The sequence below is a fragment of the Mesorhizobium sp. WSM4842 genome, assembly GCF_055901575.1.
This window is the reverse complement of record NZ_CM148372.1, coordinates 1863996-1880000: the sequence shown is the minus strand read 5'-3', so window position 1 is coordinate 1880000 and position 16005 is coordinate 1863996. Positions and strand designations below refer to the sequence as shown.

Sequence of the window (16005 nt, the reverse complement as noted above, 5' to 3'; positions counted from 1 at the left end):
CATCCGCCACGCCAATGGCTACGAGACCTCCTACAATCACCAGAGCGCTTTTGCCAAAGGTATCGCGCCGGGCGTGCGCGTCCGCCAAGGCCAGACCATCGGCTTTCTCGGCCAGACCGGTCTCGCCACCGGTCCGCATCTCCACTACGAGCTGATCGTCAACGGCACCAAGGTCGACCCGATGCGCGTTCGCCTGCCGGTTGGCAAGGTGCTGAAGGGCGACGACCTCGTCGCCTTCAAGCGCGAGCGCGGGCGCATCGACGATCTGCTCAAGCAAGAAGACAGCAATTCGCTGAAGGTCGCGAGCGCCAAGATCGAAGGCTGAGCCGGAGCCTTTCCGGGCTCCTCAGCTCTGCGAAGTCTCAGATCCACGCGGCCATGGCAGTCGTTCGCCGGAAACAGTCGTCCACGCCACGATTGCCGAGAGCAGGCAAAGCAGCGCCGTCACCAAGGCGACGGCTGCGAATGCTGCGTCGCTGGCGGCAAGCCTTGCTGCATCGAGATCCGGTGCCGGGCCCGCCGGCGCCGGTTCGCCGAAACCCGGAACGCCGGATGCGGCCCCGCTTTTCAGCGCTGCCGCATAGATCCAGGCCGCCAGTGACCCCATCGCCGCCACCGCGATCAGGCCGCCAATGCGCGAGATGGCATTGTTGATTCCCGAAGCAGCACCGGTATCCTTGTCCTCGACCGCCGTCATCACCGCCGTCGACAGCGGCGACACGACCAGCGCCATGCCGAGCCCCATCAGCGCCATCAGCGGAAACACTCCCCACCAGAAACTGTGGATGCCGGCATAGGCCAGCAAGGCAAGCCCGGTAAAGGCGACAGCGACGACGAGACTGCCGCTGGCGATCGGAAAACGCGGACCGACCCGGTCGGACCACTGGCCGACGGGCCCCGACAACAGCGCGATCAAGACCGACAGCGGCAGGAAGATGAAGCCGACCTCGGCCGCGCTCAGTCCCCATCCGGCGATCAGCAGCATCGGCAGATAGAACAGATTGGCCGACAGCGCGAAATAGAGGAAGAAGGTCGCCACATTGGCGCCGGCGAAGGCGCCGACCCGAAACAGCGAGAGATCGATCATCGGTTCGCGCTGCCGGCGCTCGAAGACGATGAACACGATGAGCAACACCGCGCCGGCGGCGATGCTCGGGCCGGACATTTGCCCCTCGCCTTCGCTGCTCATCGAAGTCAAGCCGTAGGCAAGCGCGCCGAACGCCAAGGTGGCGAGGGCAGCGCCACCGAGATCGAGGCTGCGCTTTTCCGTCGGTGCGTCGGCCGGGACCTTGGCGAGCAGGAGGTAGATCGAGACAAGACCAAGCGGCAGATTGATCGCGAAGATCGCCCGCCAGATGCCGTCGCCGAAGGCCGACAAGACAACGCCGCCCAGCACCGGGCCAAGCGCCGTCGTCAGCGCCGAGGCCGCCGCCCAGATGCCGATCGCCCTGCCGCGCTCCTTCTTCGGATAGGCTTTGGCGATAATGGCGAGGCTGCCCGGCACCATGATGGCGGCGCCGATGCCCTGAATGGCGCGAAACGCAATGAGCACTGGCGGGTCCGGCGCCACCGCGCAGGCAAGCGAGGCGGCAATGAACAGCGCGATGCCTGCCACGAAGGCATATCGCAAGCCAAAACGATCGCCGGCGGCACCCCCGACAAGGATGAGCGCCGAAAGCGTCAGCGCATAGGCGTTTGAAATCCACTGGGCCTCGGCGAGGCTAGCGCCAAGATCGACGCGGATCGCCGGGGTGGCGATGGCCAGGATCGAACCGTCGATGAAGCCGAGCGCGGAAGCCAGGATCGCCGCGATCAGCACGAACCTGCGCCGCGATTGCGGGCAAAACGTATCGGCCGGAAGCGGCCTGATCAGTGGGACCGCTTCGGCGCCGACTTCGCTTGGAGAACGCATGAAGCCTGCTTAGACCTCCTATGCGCCGGCAACAACCGGCCAGAGGGTTGCTGTCGTTGAAACCAGAACAGGATCGGGACTTCTATGCCGCCGGACCGCGGCTCCTTCGCTTGCCAAGGATCATCGGCTGATTAATACGCCGCCCAAAAAGCCTGCTCCCGGGTTGACCCAGGGTGCGCGATGATTTGGGATATGGCGCTCAGTCGATGAATTCCACCGTGACGCCCGGCGACACGATTTTTGCCAGTTCGCGCGCGTCCCAATTGGTCAGCCGCACGCAGCCATGGCTTTCGGTCTTGCCGATCTTGGAGGGGTCGGGTGTGCCGTGAATGCCGTAGGTCGGCTTGTCCAGCGCAATCCAGACCGAGCCGACGGGGCCGTTCGGGCCCGGCGGGATGGTCAGGATCTTGTTGTTTTCGCCCTGCTTGAAATTGAGGTTCGGATTGTAGGTGTAGTTCGGGTCGAGAGCGACCCGCGACACCGCATGCGTGCCGGTGGGTGAAGGCGTGTCCGCCGAGCCGATGGTGGCTGGATAGACCGCGATTAGCTTGCCCGACGCGTCATAGGCGCGGACCTGCTTCTTGCCCTTGTCGGCGATGATGCTTGCCACCAGCTTCGCCACAAGCCTGCCGAAATTGGCGACCTTGATGATCGTGCCGGGACGGTTGAAGTTCGCTTCCGGATTGAGCGCCTTCAGATAGTTCTCGTCCATATGGAACCGCTCGGCCAGCGCTTCGGTGACGGAGGTGTAGCTCAGCCGGTCGAGCTGCGCCTTCTGGCCGTAGTCTTCAGGCACCGAGGCGACATAGGGGCCGGCCGCATCCTCGGACGTGATGTTGTAGGAGGCGAAGGCATCGCCGCCGGACTGCTCAAGGGCTGCCTGGATGCCGACCACATCGGTCGACCGCAGATTGCCGCCGGTGATCTCGTTGTAGGCGGCGAGCGCCTTGTCGACATTCGAGCCGAAGCGCCCGTCGACGACGCCGGGCGAAGCGCCGGCGCGGTCGAGCAGCACTTGCAACGCAGCAACATCCTGGCGTGCACCGAGTGAAAGCGACGGATCAATAACGGTCTCGCCGCCGATCTTTGGCGGCAGTGCCGCCTGGTCGCCCGGCGCCGTCGGCTCGACCGGTTCGATCGAAGCCTCGTCGAGCGGCTGGCGCTTGACGGTGCGCGGCTCTATCGGCTGCGGCGCTTCCGGATAATCGTTGCCATAGCTGCCGTCATCGCGCGGTGCTTCGGGAAAAGCTTCCACCGAATTGTCGCTGTAGGGATCGTATTCGTCGACCGGCGGTACGACGATCAAGCCTTCCTCCTCCAATTGCCTGCGGCGCAAGCGCGCCGCGTCTTCCGGGTCGTCGAGATAATAGCGGTCGTCCTCGACCGGTCCGAGATTGCGCAAGCGCTCGCGGCGGAGCGCGCGGCGGTCGAACCTGGTCTGCGGCGGCTGGATAGCGAGGACCTTGCCGGTTTCCGCATCGACGATGACGCGGTTTCCCCTGGCGTCGTAATAGACGTCGAAATCGCCGTTCTGGGCGACCAGCACGCCACCGGCATCGGCCGCACGGGCAGATCGCGGCGCGATGTCTTCCGTCGGCGCGGCCATTGCGCTCGAAGAAAGCAGCCCGGCGGCAAGCGCCGAAAGGGTGAAGATCGTGCGGAACATGTTGGGCAAATTCTCCAGTCCATAATTGCCGCCGCCCGGCGTTGTCACTTTGGAGCGCCGCGCGTCCCTTCGGACGCGCAAGGACGCTCTAACACTTAAAATCTCCGCATCATGCATTCCGAAAATCGAATTCGATTTTAGGGCCTATGCGGCAGCGAACCCCTCCGCCAGCAAATCAGTTGCCAACCATAAGGTTCCAACATGAACCGGGCATGAAGATGGCGGATTTCTGGCGGTCTGGAGCAACATAGCTAGCTAACGGCGAGTCCCAATTCCTTGCGCGCCTGCTTCGTCAGCTTGAGCACGACAAGGCGGTGGCTTTCGCGCAGATAGTCCTTCAGCGCGTCATCGTCCATGCTTTGGCTTGTCTGGCGCTGGATCCATTTCATGCCGCGTGAGGCAAGATAGGGCGCGGGCCGAAGGCCCGGCTGTTCTTTCAAGATGTCATAAGCGATGTCGGAGCATTTGAAGGTGACAAACGGCTCCTTGCCCTCGCTCCAACCGCCGATCGCAAAGACCTTGGCTCCGATCTTCCAGACATGCGCGCCGCCCCACTGGACGACGTGGCTCGCCGCAGGCAGCGAGGCGCAGAAGCTGTTGTAGTCATCCAGCGTCATCTGCGCCCCACCGTTTAGTGTTTAATCACGTGGCGGCCTCGAAATCAGGCCGCCGCCTCGGTCGCCACGACTGTCGGCTTCGAGCGGAAGTTCAACCGGTCGGAACCGGCGGTGACCTTGACGGTCGAACTGTCGAGGATGTCGCCGAGCAGGATCTTCTCCGCCAGCGGATCCTGCAGGTCCTTCTGCATCACCCGCTTCAGTGGCCGCGCGCCATAGGCCGGATCGTAGCCCTTGGCCGCCAGCCAGTCGATCGCCTCCTGGTCCAGCGAAAGCGTGATCTTGCGATCGACGAGCAGGCTTTCCAGCCGCTTGAGCTGGATCTCGACGATGCGACCCATATCCTGCCGGCGCAGCCGGTGGAACAGGATCACCTCGTCGACGCGGTTGAGGAACTCCGGCCGGAACGACGCCCTGACGACGCTCATCACCTCGTCGCGGACGACATCGACGTCCTGGTTCTCGCCGAGATTGACCAGATATTCGGCGCCGAGGTTCGACGTCATGATGATCAGCGTGTTGCGGAAATCGACCGTGCGGCCCTGCCCGTCGGTCAGGCGGCCGTCGTCGAGCACCTGCAGCAGCACGTTGAACACGTCCGGATGCGCCTTCTCGATCTCGTCGAACAGCACGACCTGATAGGGCCGGCGCCGCACCGCTTCGGTCAGCGCGCCGCCTTCCTCATAGCCGACATAGCCGGGAGGCGCGCCGATAAGCCGGGCGACCGAGTGCTTCTCCATGAATTCCGACATGTCGATGCGCACCATGGCGCTCTCGTCGTCGAACAGGAAGCTGGCGAGCGCCTTGGTCAGTTCGGTCTTGCCGACGCCCGTCGGTCCGAGGAACATGAATGAGCCGATCGGCCGGTTCGGATCCTGCAGGCCGGCGCGTGCGCGGCGAACGGCTTTCGACACGGCCTGCACCGCCTCGCCCTGGCCGACGACGCGCTTGCCGATCTCGTCTTCCATGCGCAGCAGCTTGTCACGCTCGCCTTGCAGCATCTTGTCGACCGGAATGCCGGTCCAGCGCGACACGATATGGGCGACGTGATCAGGGGTGACCACCTCTTCGACCATGCCGACCTTGCCGTCCTGGGCTTCGGCTGCCTTCAACCTCTTTTCCAGTTCCGGAATCTTGCCATAGGCAAGCTCGCCGGCGCGCTGGAATTCACCCTTGCGCTGGGCAATGGCGAGCTCGTTGCGCGCCTCGTCGAGCTGTTTCTTCAGGTCGGCGGCGAGCCCGAGCTTCTGCTTCTCGGCCTGCCATTTCGAGGTCAGTTCGGTCGATTCTTCTTCCAGAGCGGAAAGATCCTTTTCGAGGCGGGCGAGCCGGTCCTTCGACGCGTCGTCCTTCTCGACCTTCAGCGCCTCACGCTCGATCTTGAGCTGCATGATGCGGCGGTCGATCTCGTCCAGCGCTTCGGGCTTCGAATCGACCTGCATCCGGAGCCGCGACGCGGCCTCGTCGACAAGGTCGATGGCCTTGTCCGGCAGGAAGCGGTCGGCGATATAGCGGTTGGACAGCGACGCTGCCGCGACCAGCGCCGAATCCGAGATGCGCACCTTGTGGTGCTGCTCGTATTTTTCCTTCAGGCCGCGCAGGATGGAGACGGTGTCTTCCACCGTCGGCTCGTTGACGAAGACCGGCTGGAAGCGGCGGGCAAGGGCGGCGTCCTTCTCGACATGCTTGCGGTATTCATCGAGCGTCGTTGCGCCGACGCAGTGGAGTTCGCCGCGTGCCAGCGCCGGCTTCAGCAGGTTCGACGCATCCATTGCGCCATCCGCCTTGCCGGCGCCGACCAGCGTGTGCATCTCATCGATGAACAGGATGATGCCGCCGGCGGCAGCGGTAACTTCCGAAAGGACCGCCTTCAGCCGCTCCTCGAATTCGCCGCGATATTTGGCACCGGCGATCAGCGACCCCATATCGAGCGCCATCAACTGCTTGTCCTTGAGCGATTCCGGCACGTCGCCGTTGACGATACGCAACGCCAGCCCTTCGGCGATCGCCGTCTTACCGACGCCGGGTTCACCGATCAGCACCGGATTGTTCTTTGTGCGGCGCGACAGCACCTGGATGGTGCGGCGGATCTCGTCGTCGCGGCCGATGACCGGGTCGAGCTTGCCGGCGCGGCCGTCGGAAGTCAGGTCGCGCGCGTACTTCTTCAGCGCATCATAGCCCTGCTCGGCGCTCGCCGAATCGGCGGTACGACCCTTGCGGACGTCGTTGATCACCTGGTTCAGCGCCTGTGGCGTCACGCCGGCCTTGGTCAGGATGTCGGCGGTCTTGGCGGATTTCTCGACCGCCAGCGCCGTCAGCAGCCGCTCGACCGTGACGAAGCTGTCGCCGGCCTTCTTGGCCAGTTCCTCGGCGGTCGAGAACACCTTGGCCAGCGGCTGCGCCAGATAGAGCTGGCCGTTGCCGCCTTCCACCTTGGGCATTGCCTCAAGTGCCGTCTCGACGCCAAGCTTGACGTCGCGGACGCTGCCGCCGGCGCGCTCGATCAACGACGCGGCCAAGCCCTCGTCGTCGTCGACGAGCACTTTCAATATATGTTCGGGGGTGAATTGCTGGTGGTTGCGCGAGAGCGCCAAGGTCTGCGCGGACTGGATGAAGCCGCGCACGCGCTCGGAATATTTTTCAAGGTTCATCTCTGTCTCCTTCCGTCACCGGCCCGCTTTGCGGCACCGGATCAGATTGCGGTGACGGACCCGCCCGTTCGAGCCGGGTCCTGTTCACGCGAGATATGGGGCGCAAGCCACGGACCCTCAAGACGTCCCAATAATGGTGAATGCATAATATTGCCCGGGCGCGCACAACAAAAACGGCGGAGATTTCTCTCCGCCGTCCAAGAATGTCTGAAGCCTTGCTCGATCAGTTGTTGACGTCGATGACGGCGGGCTCGCCACCGGCGTCTTCCGCCGGCGCTGCATTCTCGTTATCAGCGCCAGCATTGTCGTTACCGCCATCCACCTGATCAGCATTGACGCGCGGGCGGCGCGGACGCCTGGGGCGGCGGGCAGCGCCGCTTTCGGCGGCTGCTTCGTTCATCTCGGCCTGGGCAGCGAGAGCCGCCGGCGAAAAGTTTTCGAACTGCGGCGCGGGTTCGGCCACAGAAACCGGCTCGACCGGAGACACAGTTTCCGCCTGTACGGGCGTCTCGTTCTGTACCGGTGTCTCGTTGCGCCGGCTCTGATCGCCGCGCCGGTTCTGATCGTCGCGCCGGTTCTGATCGTCTCGTTGTCCGCCCTGCTCGCCGCGCGCACCGTATTCGCCGCGCTGGCCGTTCTGGCCGTAGCCGCCATTGGGGCGACGGTCACGATGGCGGCCGCCATTGTTGTCGCGCCCACCGCTGTCGCGTCCATCGTTATCGCGCCCACGGTTATCGCGATTATCACGGCCGCTTTCCTGGTTGAACGCCAACTCGGCCGGCGTGCCGTCGATGACCGGCTGCGGGCCGCCACCTTGGTTGACCACCGGAGCCGCAGTCTCACCGACATTGCTGTTGCCGGCATTGTCGAACTCGTCGCGATCTTCGTCGCCGTCATCGTCGAAATCGTCGCGGTTCTGCTGAGCGCTCTGGATCGGTAGCTGCGCCTGCGCGGCAGCGATGATGCGATTGTAGTGCTCGGCGTGCTGGAGATAGTTTTCCGCCATCACCCGGTCGCCGGAGCTTTGCGCGTCACGGGCAAGGGTTGCGTATTTTTCGGCGATCTGCTGAGCCGATCCGCGGATCTTCACGTCCGGACCGTTGCTCTCGTAGCTGCGCGTCAGGGGATTTGGGCCCTTGCGGTTGTTGTTGTTATTGCCGCCGCCATTGTTGTTGCGACCGCGCATGCGCCTGTTCTGCTGTTGTGGCCTCATTCGACTCTCTTCATTTTGAAATTTTCGAAAATTGTTCACGCACGGAGGCGCTCATGCAGCCAGCCGTCTCGTTCTTCACCGGCGTTCGCCCGCATCGATTGCGTTGGCGCCACGTCTCATCCTGTTCCGGTTACATCACTTGTCGGACGATTCCCGCACGAAGCTTGGGCGTCGTTTGCGCAAGAAGGCAGCTATTTCCAAGGAAACCGAATCGCTAAGAGCACTGCCTGCTTCGTCTCATCCGGTTAAGGCGACCCTAGCCGCATTCCCCGACATTGCCAAGCGCTTTTTTTGCACTGCATCACGGCTTTGTCAGTTCCTTTGTCAGTCTTTGTCAGTTCAAAGATCAGAACCCTCTCGTTTCCGCCAAAGTCTCGGAATACCCCCGCCGGCAAATAGCCGGCTGCGGAGAATATGCCCGTGACCTCTTTGCGTTGGGTATGGCCGATCTCGACCGCAATCCTGCCCTCGGCTTCCAAAAAACCTGCCGCCTCGGCGGCGATGATCCTGTAGGGACTCAGACCGTCCACGCCGCCATCGAGGGCTTGGCGTGGATCGAAATCGCGGACTTCGCCCTGCAGATTTTCGATGTCTATGGACGCTATATAGGGCGGGTTGGCGGCAATTAAATGGTATCGGCCAAAAACTTTTTCGAACCAGTCGGATTTGAGCACCTGGAACCGGTCGGCTAACCCCAATTCCCCTGCATTGCGCATGGCGGTCGCCAGCGCGCCTTGCGAAATATCGACACCGGTTGCGACCGCCGCCGGAACGGCGCTGAGCAGCGCCAGCGCGATCGCGCCGGTGCCGGTGCCGAGATCGAGGATGCGGCATTGGCCTTGCCGTTCCGCTGTCGCCCTAACGAAGGGCAGCACCGCTTCGATCAGCGTTTCGGTGTCCGGTCGCGGCTCCAGCGTTTCCGGTGACAGCGACAGGCGCAAGCCGTAGAACTCGCGATGGCCGAGGATGCGATGCACCGGCTCACCGGCGATCCGCCGCCTTAAGGCTGCATCGATCGCGGCAATCGCGCCGGCATCGACCCTGCATTCGGGATCGGCGATGGCTTGTGTGCGGGTCGTGCCGGAAAGATGTTCGACGATCAGCCTTGCATCCAGCGCCGGATCGGCGACTGCGGCCGCGGCAAGGCGTGCCCGCGCCGCTTTCAGCAGCGGCCCGAGCGTGCCGGGCAGACTGTCAGCCATCGAGGCCGATATCGGCGAGCAGCTTCGACTGGTGATCGGCGATCAGCGCGTCGACGATCTCGTCGAGTTCGCCCATCATCACCCGGTCGAGCTTGTAGAGCGTCAAATTGATGCGATGGTCGGTGACGCGGCCCTGCGGGAAATTATAGGTGCGGATGCGCTCCGAGCGATCGCCGGAACCGACCTGCGATTTGCGCGATTCGGAGCGTTCCTCGTCAGCCTTGCTGCGCTCGAGGTCGTAAAGCCTGGCGCGCAGGATCTGCATGGCTTTCGCCCGGTTCTGGTGCTGCGACTTCTCCGCCTGCACCACCATGATGCCGGTCGGCAGATGGGTGATGCGCACCGCCGAATCGGTGGTATTGACGTGCTGGCCGCCCGAACCCGAGGCGCGCATCGTGTCGATGCGGATATCTTCGGCCCTTATGTCGATGTCGACCTCTTCCGCTTCGGGCAGCACCGCAACCGTCGCCGCCGAGGTGTGGATACGCCCGCCGGCCTCGGTCGCCGGCACGCGCTGCACACGATGCACACCGGACTCGAATTTCAGATGGGCAAAGACCCCCTTGCCCGAAATAGTGGCGATGATTTCCTTGTAGCCGCCGACCTCGCCCTCGCTGGCCGACACCGTCTCGAAACGCCAGCCGCGTGCCGCGGCGTAGCGTTCGTACATGCGGAACAGGTCGCCTGCAAAGAGAGCCGCCTCGTCGCCGCCGGTTCCGGCGCGGATTTCGAGGATGGCGTTCTTGTCGTCTGCGGCATCCTTGGGCAGAAGCAGGATCTGGATGTCCCTTTGCAGCGCCTCGATGCGTTCCCTGACCTCGGGCAGATCGGCCTCGGCCAATGCCCGCATCTCGGCATCGGTGCTTTTGTCGGCGAGCATCGCCTGCAAGTCGGCCTGTTCATCCTCGGCGGTTCGCAGCGCCCTGATCCTTGCCACCATCTCCTGGATGTCGGCATATTCCGACGCCATCTTGACATAGGCGTCCGCCGCCGGCCCGGCCGACATCTGCGCTTCGAGCATGTCGAAACGCTTGACGACTTGATCCATACGGTCGCGGGGCAGGTTGATCATAGTCCTGGAACTTAGATAAGATTCACGTCAGGGCGAGCCGAAAACGACGAGTTTCGAGAACCGGAGCGGAATGTACATTTAGGTACATGAGCACCGGAAGCGCAGAAAATCGACATTTGCAGGCCGCCCTCACGTGAATCTACAACGGAATGGAGCGGTCGTCGGCAAAGGCTTGCAGCAGCGCCCGCATCGGCAATCCCTGGACCGGCGCCATGAGATTGTCGTCGAAGAACGTCTCCAGTTCGGTCAGCGGCAGTTCCGTCAGCATCGCCTTGACCGGACCGATCGAAGCCGGCGACATCGAGATCGACCGGTAGCCAAGGCCGATCAGCGCCATCGCCGAGATCGGCTTGCCGGCCAGTTCGCCGCACAAGGTCACTGGGGTTTGATTGCGCACCCCGGCGTCGGCGATCTGCTTCAGAACGCGCAGGAACGGCGTCGACAGCGCATCGAAGCGGTCGGAGAGCTGCGTGTTGCCGCGATCGACCGCCATGACGAACTGGAACAGATCGTTCGAGCCGACCGAGACGAAATCGACGGCCTTCATCAACTCGTCGAGCTGGAACAGCAGCGACGGTACTTCCAGCATGGCCCCGAGCTTCAGGCTTGTCGGCAGATGATGGGCAAAACGCGACAGATGCCGCACCTCGCGATCGATGATCTCGCGCGCCTGTGCGATCTCGCCGAGCTCCGTCACCATCGGCAGCATCAGCTTCAGTTCACGCCCACCGCAGGCCTTCAGAAGCGCGCGGATCTGGGTGCGCAACAGGCCCGGCCGGTCGAGCGTCAGGCGGATGGCGCGCCAGCCGAGCGCCGGGTTCTCTTCCTGGATCGTGTCCTTGAAGTAGGGCAGCACCTTGTCGCCGCCGATATCGATGGTGCGGAAGGTGACCGGCTTGCCGCGCGCCGCGTCGAGCACGTCGCGGTAGAGCCGTTCCTGGGCTTCCGCACGTGGAAAGGTCGAGGCGACCATGAATTGCAGCTCGGTGCGGAATAGGCCGATGCCGGCGGCACCAGCCTCGGCAAGCTGCGGCAGATCGACGGCCAGGCCCGCATTCATCAAAAGGTCGACCTGGACGCCGTCCTTGGTCACCGACGGCTTCTTGCGCAGTTCGCGGTAGACCTCCTGCCGCCGCGCCCGGAAGCGGACCTTTTCGGCATAGGCGGCTTCGAGGTCGGGCTGAGGGCGCAGATGGATCGCGCCTTCCTCGCCGTCGACAATGATGGCGTCGCCGTTTTCCGCCATGGAAACGGCGCCCCTCATCTGGCCCGCGACCGGTATGCCCATGGCCCGCGCCACGATAACGACATGGCTGGTCGCCGCGCCGTCCTCGAGCACCAGCCCGCGCAGCTTGTCTCTGGGATAATCGAGCAGTTCGGCGGCCCCCATCGAGCGGGCGACGATTATGGCGTCCTTCGGCAGCGAGGCCGCAACATCGTCCGGCCCGCGCCCCATCAACTGGCGCAGCAACCGGTTGGCGAGATCGTCGAAATCGCTCATCCGCTCGCGCAAATACGGATCGGTCATGTGCAGCATGCGGGCACGCATATCGCTCTGCACTTTTTCCACCGCCGCTTCCGCCGTCAGGCCGTTGCGGATCGCCTCTTCCAGCCGACGCACCCAGCCGCTGTCGTTGGCGAACATGCGATAGGCTTCGAGCACCTGGCGGTGCTCGCCTTCGAAAGCGACTTCGCGGCGTTCCAGCATATCGTCGATGGAGAGCCGGAGCGAACCGAGGGATGCATCGAGCCGCTTGATCTCCTCATCGCTGTCCTCGTTGAACAGATTGGTGACGACGATGCGCGGCTCGTGCAGCACGACATGACCGAGCCCGACACCCTCGTTGAAGGACAGGCCGGTAAAGCTCACCGGGCGGCGCAGGTCGAGTTCGAGCCCGGGCCGGGTCAGCCGGGCAAGGTCGCCGGTGGCGATCATCTCGGCGATCACCATCGCCGTCGTTTCCAGCGCCTCGACTTCGTCGTCGCGATAGTGGCGCATGGTCTTGTTCTGGACGACCAGAACACCAAGCGTGCGCCCTGCCCTGAGCACCGGCACGCCGAGGAAGGAATTGTAGATCTCTTCCCCCGTTTCCGGCAGGTAGGCGAAGGCTGGATGTTCCTGTGCGTTGGAGAGATTGAGCGGCCGTGCTGAGGCCGCGATCGTGCCGACGAGGCCTTCGCCCAGCCTGAGCTGCGCCAAATGGACGGCCTTTGGGTTCAGACCCTCGGTGGCATAGAGTTCGAGCACCGAATCGGCGCGCAGCACATAGAGCGAGCACACCTCGGCGACCATGTTGGCGGCGATATCGCGCACGATGCGGTCGAGCCGCTCCTGCGGCTCCAGCGGCTCCTGCATGAGTTCGCGGAGCCGTTTCAGCAAAACGCGCGGGCCACTGGCCGTATCACGCATCGCGGCTTGTTCTCCAATGGACATTTTGCCCGCCGCAGTTTCTCCCGCGGCCGGCGCTCACGCAACAACTCAATTAGAGCGCCATGCGTCCAATTGGACGCCAAAGGACGCTCTAAGACTTTCGATCTGCTGCATCGTGCTTTCCGAAAATCGACTCCGATTCTCGGGCCGATGCAGTCTGCTACTGCTTATCCAGACCGTAGACGGAATGCAAAGTGCGAACCGCAAGTTCGGTGTAGGGACCGTCGATCAGGATCGAAATTTTGATCTCGGAGGTCGTGATCGCGCGGATGTTGATCGCCTTGTCGGCCAGCGCCTTGAAGGCGGTGGCGGCGACGCCCGCATGGCTCCTCATTCCGATGCCGATGACCGAGACCTTCGACATGCCGGCTTCCGACTGTACGACGTCGTAGCCGATCGTAGTCTTCAGCCGCTCGAGCACGGTAAGCGCCTTGTCGACATCGCCGGACGGCACGGTGAAGGTCATGTCGGTGAACTTGCCGTCCTCGGAAATGTTCTGAACGATCATGTCGACGTTGATGTTGGCCTCGGCCAACGGCCCGAAAATGCCGGCGGCGACGCCCGGCCGGTCGCTGACACGGCGCAATGAAATCTGCGCTTCGTCCTTGGCATAGGCAATTCCGGTGACGACCTGCTGTTCCACGATCTCTTCCTCGTCGCAAATAAGCGTTCCGGGCGGATTGAGCAAATCCCCCATTCCGGGCGCGTCGGGATCGTCGAAGGACGACCGCACGAAAGTACGCACCTTGTGCACCATGGCAAGCTCGACCGAGCGTACCTGCAGGACCTTGGCGCCGAGAGAGGCCATCTCAAGCATTTCCTCGAAGGAAATCTTGGCCAGCCGCCGCGCTTTCGGCTCGATGCGCGGGTCGGTGGTGTAGACCCCGTCGACATCGGTGTAGATGTCGCAGCGGTCGGCTTTGACCGCCGCCGCGATGGCGACAGCACTGGTGTCGGAGCCGCCGCGGCCGAGCGTCGCGATGCGATTGTCCGGCCCGATGCCCTGGAAGCCGGCGACCACGGCCACCTGGCCCTCGCCGAAGCGCTTGATCAGGAACGCGCCGTCAATGTCGAGAATGCGCGCCGCGCCATGCGCATTGTCGGTCTTGACCGGGATCTGCCAGCCTTGCCAGGAACGGGCATGGACGCCCATGTTCTGCAGCGTGATCGCCAGCAGGCCGGCGGTCACCTGCTCGCCGGAGGCGACGACGGCGTCATATTCGCGTGCATCGTGCATGGGCGAGGCTTCGCGCGTCCATTGCACGAGCTCGTTGGTCTTGCCGGCCATCGCCGAGACGACCACCGCAACCTCATGGCCGGCATCGACCTCGCGTTTGACATGGCGCGCCACATTGCGGATGCGGGCGATGTCGGCGACGGAGGTTCCGCCGAATTTCATCACGATGCGCGCCATGGAAGCGAAATGCCTTTGACTGGGTGCCGGACCGGCTGCCGAAAAAACGGAAAGGGCGACTGGGCCGGCCGCTGAATTCGCGGCCTCCTTAGCCAAATGCTTTGGGTTTCGCAAGGCGTGCTGCCGGTTGCAGCTGGCGACGAAGGCGACAGACGAGGGCGGCAGCGCGTGCCCGCATGCCTATCGACGACATGCGGTGGCTTCAGGCCAGGTGCGCTGCGCCTCTCCACAGGCCCGGATAGTCGACAACGAAGCCGGCCGGCGAGACTTTCAGGATCTCATCGTAGCCGAACATGGGCGAAGCATAGGCGTAACGGGCCTCGTCGAGACGCCGATAGGTCTGTTCGAGGCGCACCAGCCTGAGTTCGGGAAATGTCAGATACGCAGCCGGAGCTTGTGTCGACATGCCGACCTCCAGGTCGAAACGGCGGATCGCCAGCAGGTTGGTAGCGGGCGTGAAGCCGAGATCGACATCGATGAGGCCAGCGACTTCTCCTTGGCGTTCGCCGTTCAGCATCCGCCGTCGGCAAGTCGTTCAATCGCATAGTGCAGATCTTGTGTGCCGAGAAAGCCCTCGATGTGCGCCGATCGTGTATGCCAGCCGGCATCGCAGGTCACCTCGTAGGCAATGCTGCACGGCTTGCCGTCCTGGACGAAAAGCGCCTGCCCTCTGAGGCTGCGCTCACCGTCCGTTTCCGAAGGCCGGCCAGATTCAGACAGCAGGCCAATTTCAGACAGCAGGCAGGCGTCATGGCCTCGAGGTTAAGTCGGCGCCAAAGGATGGAAGCTACGCTTCGCATCATGGTCTCCTCCCGTTGAAAGCAACGCCTCTCCTTCGTCCGCCGGAATAATTTTGTTTCCGCCGTGAGGCGTATCGAGCTGCCACATGCTGACAGATCGCAGTCGGCACCGCCCGGCATCATGAGCACTGCTCTGTCGACAGGCAAAATTGCTGCCTTGACATTCGCTGCCTCGCGACCGACTTCCTAGCGCACCAGAGCGCGATCAGCAAAAGTGATATCCGGTTTTGCGCCCGATCGTGCTCTGAACTTTTGAGTCTGCGGGAGACACGCCATGCCAGAACCCCGACGGTCGACGATCGATGCCGGAGAAGTGGAGCGCTTTTCCGCCCTTGCCGCCGAATGGTGGAATCCGAACGGCAAATTCCGCCCGCTGCACAAGTTCAATCCGATCCGGCTTGCCTATATACGCGACCAGGTGGCGGCGCGCTTCGGCCGCGACCCGCGTGCGGCGCGGCCGTTCGAGGGCCTGCGCTTCCTCGACATCGGCTGCGGCGGCGGGCTGTTGTGCGAGCCGATGGCGCGGCTTGGCGCCGAAGTGCTCGGCGCCGACGCATCCGCCACCAACATCGAAGTGGCCAAGCTGCATGCGGCGGAGGTCGGCGTGACGGTGGATTACCGTGCCACGACAGCGGAGGATCTGGCTGCCGCCGGGGAGAAATTCGACGTCATCCTCAACATGGAAGTGGTCGAGCATGTTGCCGACATCGACCTGTTCGTGGTCAAATGCGGCGAGATGCTCAAGCCCGGCGGTATCATGTTCGTCGCCACCATCAACCGCACGCTGAAGGCGCTGGGCCTGGCCATCATCGGCGCCGAATATGTGCTGCGCTGGTTGCCGCGCGGCACCCACCAGTTCGGCAAGCTGGTGCGGCCAGACGAGCTGGAAAAGGCGCTTGCCGGCGCTGGCCTGACCATCATCGACCGCACCGGCGTCGCCTACAATCCGCTCGCCGACCGCTGGCAGCGGTCGAAGGACATGGACGTCAATTACATGGTGCTGGCGGAGAAGGCACCCGTCTGAACC

General features: G+C 63.5%; 12 protein-coding genes and 1 pseudogene (1 of these 13 cut by a window edge). 2 read left to right on the top strand and 11 right to left on the bottom strand.

Annotated features, from left to right (window positions below; genetic code table 11):
• Window positions 1-325 carry the end of a M23 family metallopeptidase gene (locus AC0NIE_RS09020; RefSeq protein ID WP_473489496.1) on the top strand. Its footprint begins 1637 nt before the window's first position, so 325 of the gene's 1962 nt are visible here — the last part of the coding sequence; its start codon lies beyond the left edge, outside the window; its stop codon occupies window positions 323-325.
• 21 nt (window positions 326-346) lie between these two features.
• Here the strand turns inward: AC0NIE_RS09020 and AC0NIE_RS09015 are convergent, their stop codons facing one another.
• The 11 genes and pseudogenes from AC0NIE_RS09015 to AC0NIE_RS08965 all read right to left on the bottom strand — a co-directional run bounded on the left by AC0NIE_RS09015 (window position 347) and on the right by AC0NIE_RS08965 (window position 14898).
• Window positions 347-1912 carry an MFS transporter gene (locus AC0NIE_RS09015; protein WP_473489495.1) on the bottom strand — a complete coding sequence of 522 codons (1566 nt, stop codon included), beginning with the start codon at window positions 1910-1912 and terminating at the stop codon, window positions 347-349.
• Window positions 1913-2111: 199 nt separating this feature from the next.
• Window positions 2112-3578: a L,D-transpeptidase family protein gene (locus AC0NIE_RS09010; protein WP_473489498.1), complete on the bottom strand. Its 1467-nt coding sequence runs from the start codon at window positions 3576-3578 to the stop codon at window positions 2112-2114.
• Between the two features lie 251 nt (window positions 3579-3829).
• Window positions 3830-4195, bottom strand: coding sequence for an MmcQ/YjbR family DNA-binding protein (locus AC0NIE_RS09005; protein WP_473489494.1), 366 nt, complete (start codon window positions 4193-4195; stop codon window positions 3830-3832).
• Between the two features lie 44 nt (window positions 4196-4239).
• Window positions 4240-6846 (bottom strand): ATP-dependent chaperone ClpB, encoded by a 2607-nt coding sequence (gene clpB / locus AC0NIE_RS09000; protein WP_473489493.1) that lies wholly within the window; start codon window positions 6844-6846, stop codon window positions 4240-4242.
• Between the two features lie 223 nt (window positions 6847-7069).
• On the bottom strand, window positions 7070-8059 hold the full coding sequence (locus AC0NIE_RS08995; protein ID WP_473489492.1) for a DUF4167 domain-containing protein: 990 nt from the start codon (window positions 8057-8059) through the stop codon (window positions 7070-7072).
• A gap of 338 nt (window positions 8060-8397) precedes the next feature.
• Window positions 8398-9261, bottom strand: a pseudogene (gene prmC, locus AC0NIE_RS08990) (peptide chain release factor N(5)-glutamine methyltransferase); the annotation flags it as partial.
• Window positions 9254-10333 (bottom strand): peptide chain release factor 1, encoded by a 1080-nt coding sequence (gene prfA, locus AC0NIE_RS08985; protein ID WP_473489491.1) that lies wholly within the window; start codon window positions 10331-10333, stop codon window positions 9254-9256. The gene prfA and the pseudogene prmC, both read right to left, overlap by 8 nt.
• A gap of 139 nt (window positions 10334-10472) precedes the next feature.
• Window positions 10473-12743, bottom strand: a complete 2271-nt coding sequence (gene ptsP / locus AC0NIE_RS08980) for a phosphoenolpyruvate--protein phosphotransferase (protein ID WP_473489490.1) — start codon at window positions 12741-12743, stop codon at window positions 10473-10475.
• 181 nt (window positions 12744-12924) lie between these two features.
• Complete coding sequence (locus AC0NIE_RS08975) at window positions 12925-14178, bottom strand: aspartate kinase (RefSeq protein ID WP_473489489.1); 1254 nt, start codon at window positions 14176-14178, stop codon at window positions 12925-12927.
• Window positions 14179-14380: 202 nt separating this feature from the next.
• Window positions 14381-14695 (bottom strand): putative glycolipid-binding domain-containing protein, encoded by a 315-nt coding sequence (locus tag AC0NIE_RS08970; protein ID WP_473489488.1) that lies wholly within the window; start codon window positions 14693-14695, stop codon window positions 14381-14383.
• Window positions 14689-14898: a putative glycolipid-binding domain-containing protein gene (locus AC0NIE_RS08965; protein WP_473489497.1), complete on the bottom strand. Its 210-nt coding sequence runs from the start codon at window positions 14896-14898 to the stop codon at window positions 14689-14691. Before AC0NIE_RS08965 ends, AC0NIE_RS08970 begins: the two co-directional genes overlap by 7 nt.
• Before the next feature lie 354 nt (window positions 14899-15252).
• Between AC0NIE_RS08965 and ubiG the strand changes: the two genes are divergently transcribed.
• A complete protein-coding gene (gene ubiG / locus AC0NIE_RS08960; RefSeq protein WP_473489487.1) occupies window positions 15253-16002 on the top strand; it encodes a bifunctional 2-polyprenyl-6-hydroxyphenol methylase/3-demethylubiquinol 3-O-methyltransferase UbiG in 750 nt (249 codons plus the stop codon).
• Window positions 16003-16005: the final 3 nt, after the last annotated feature.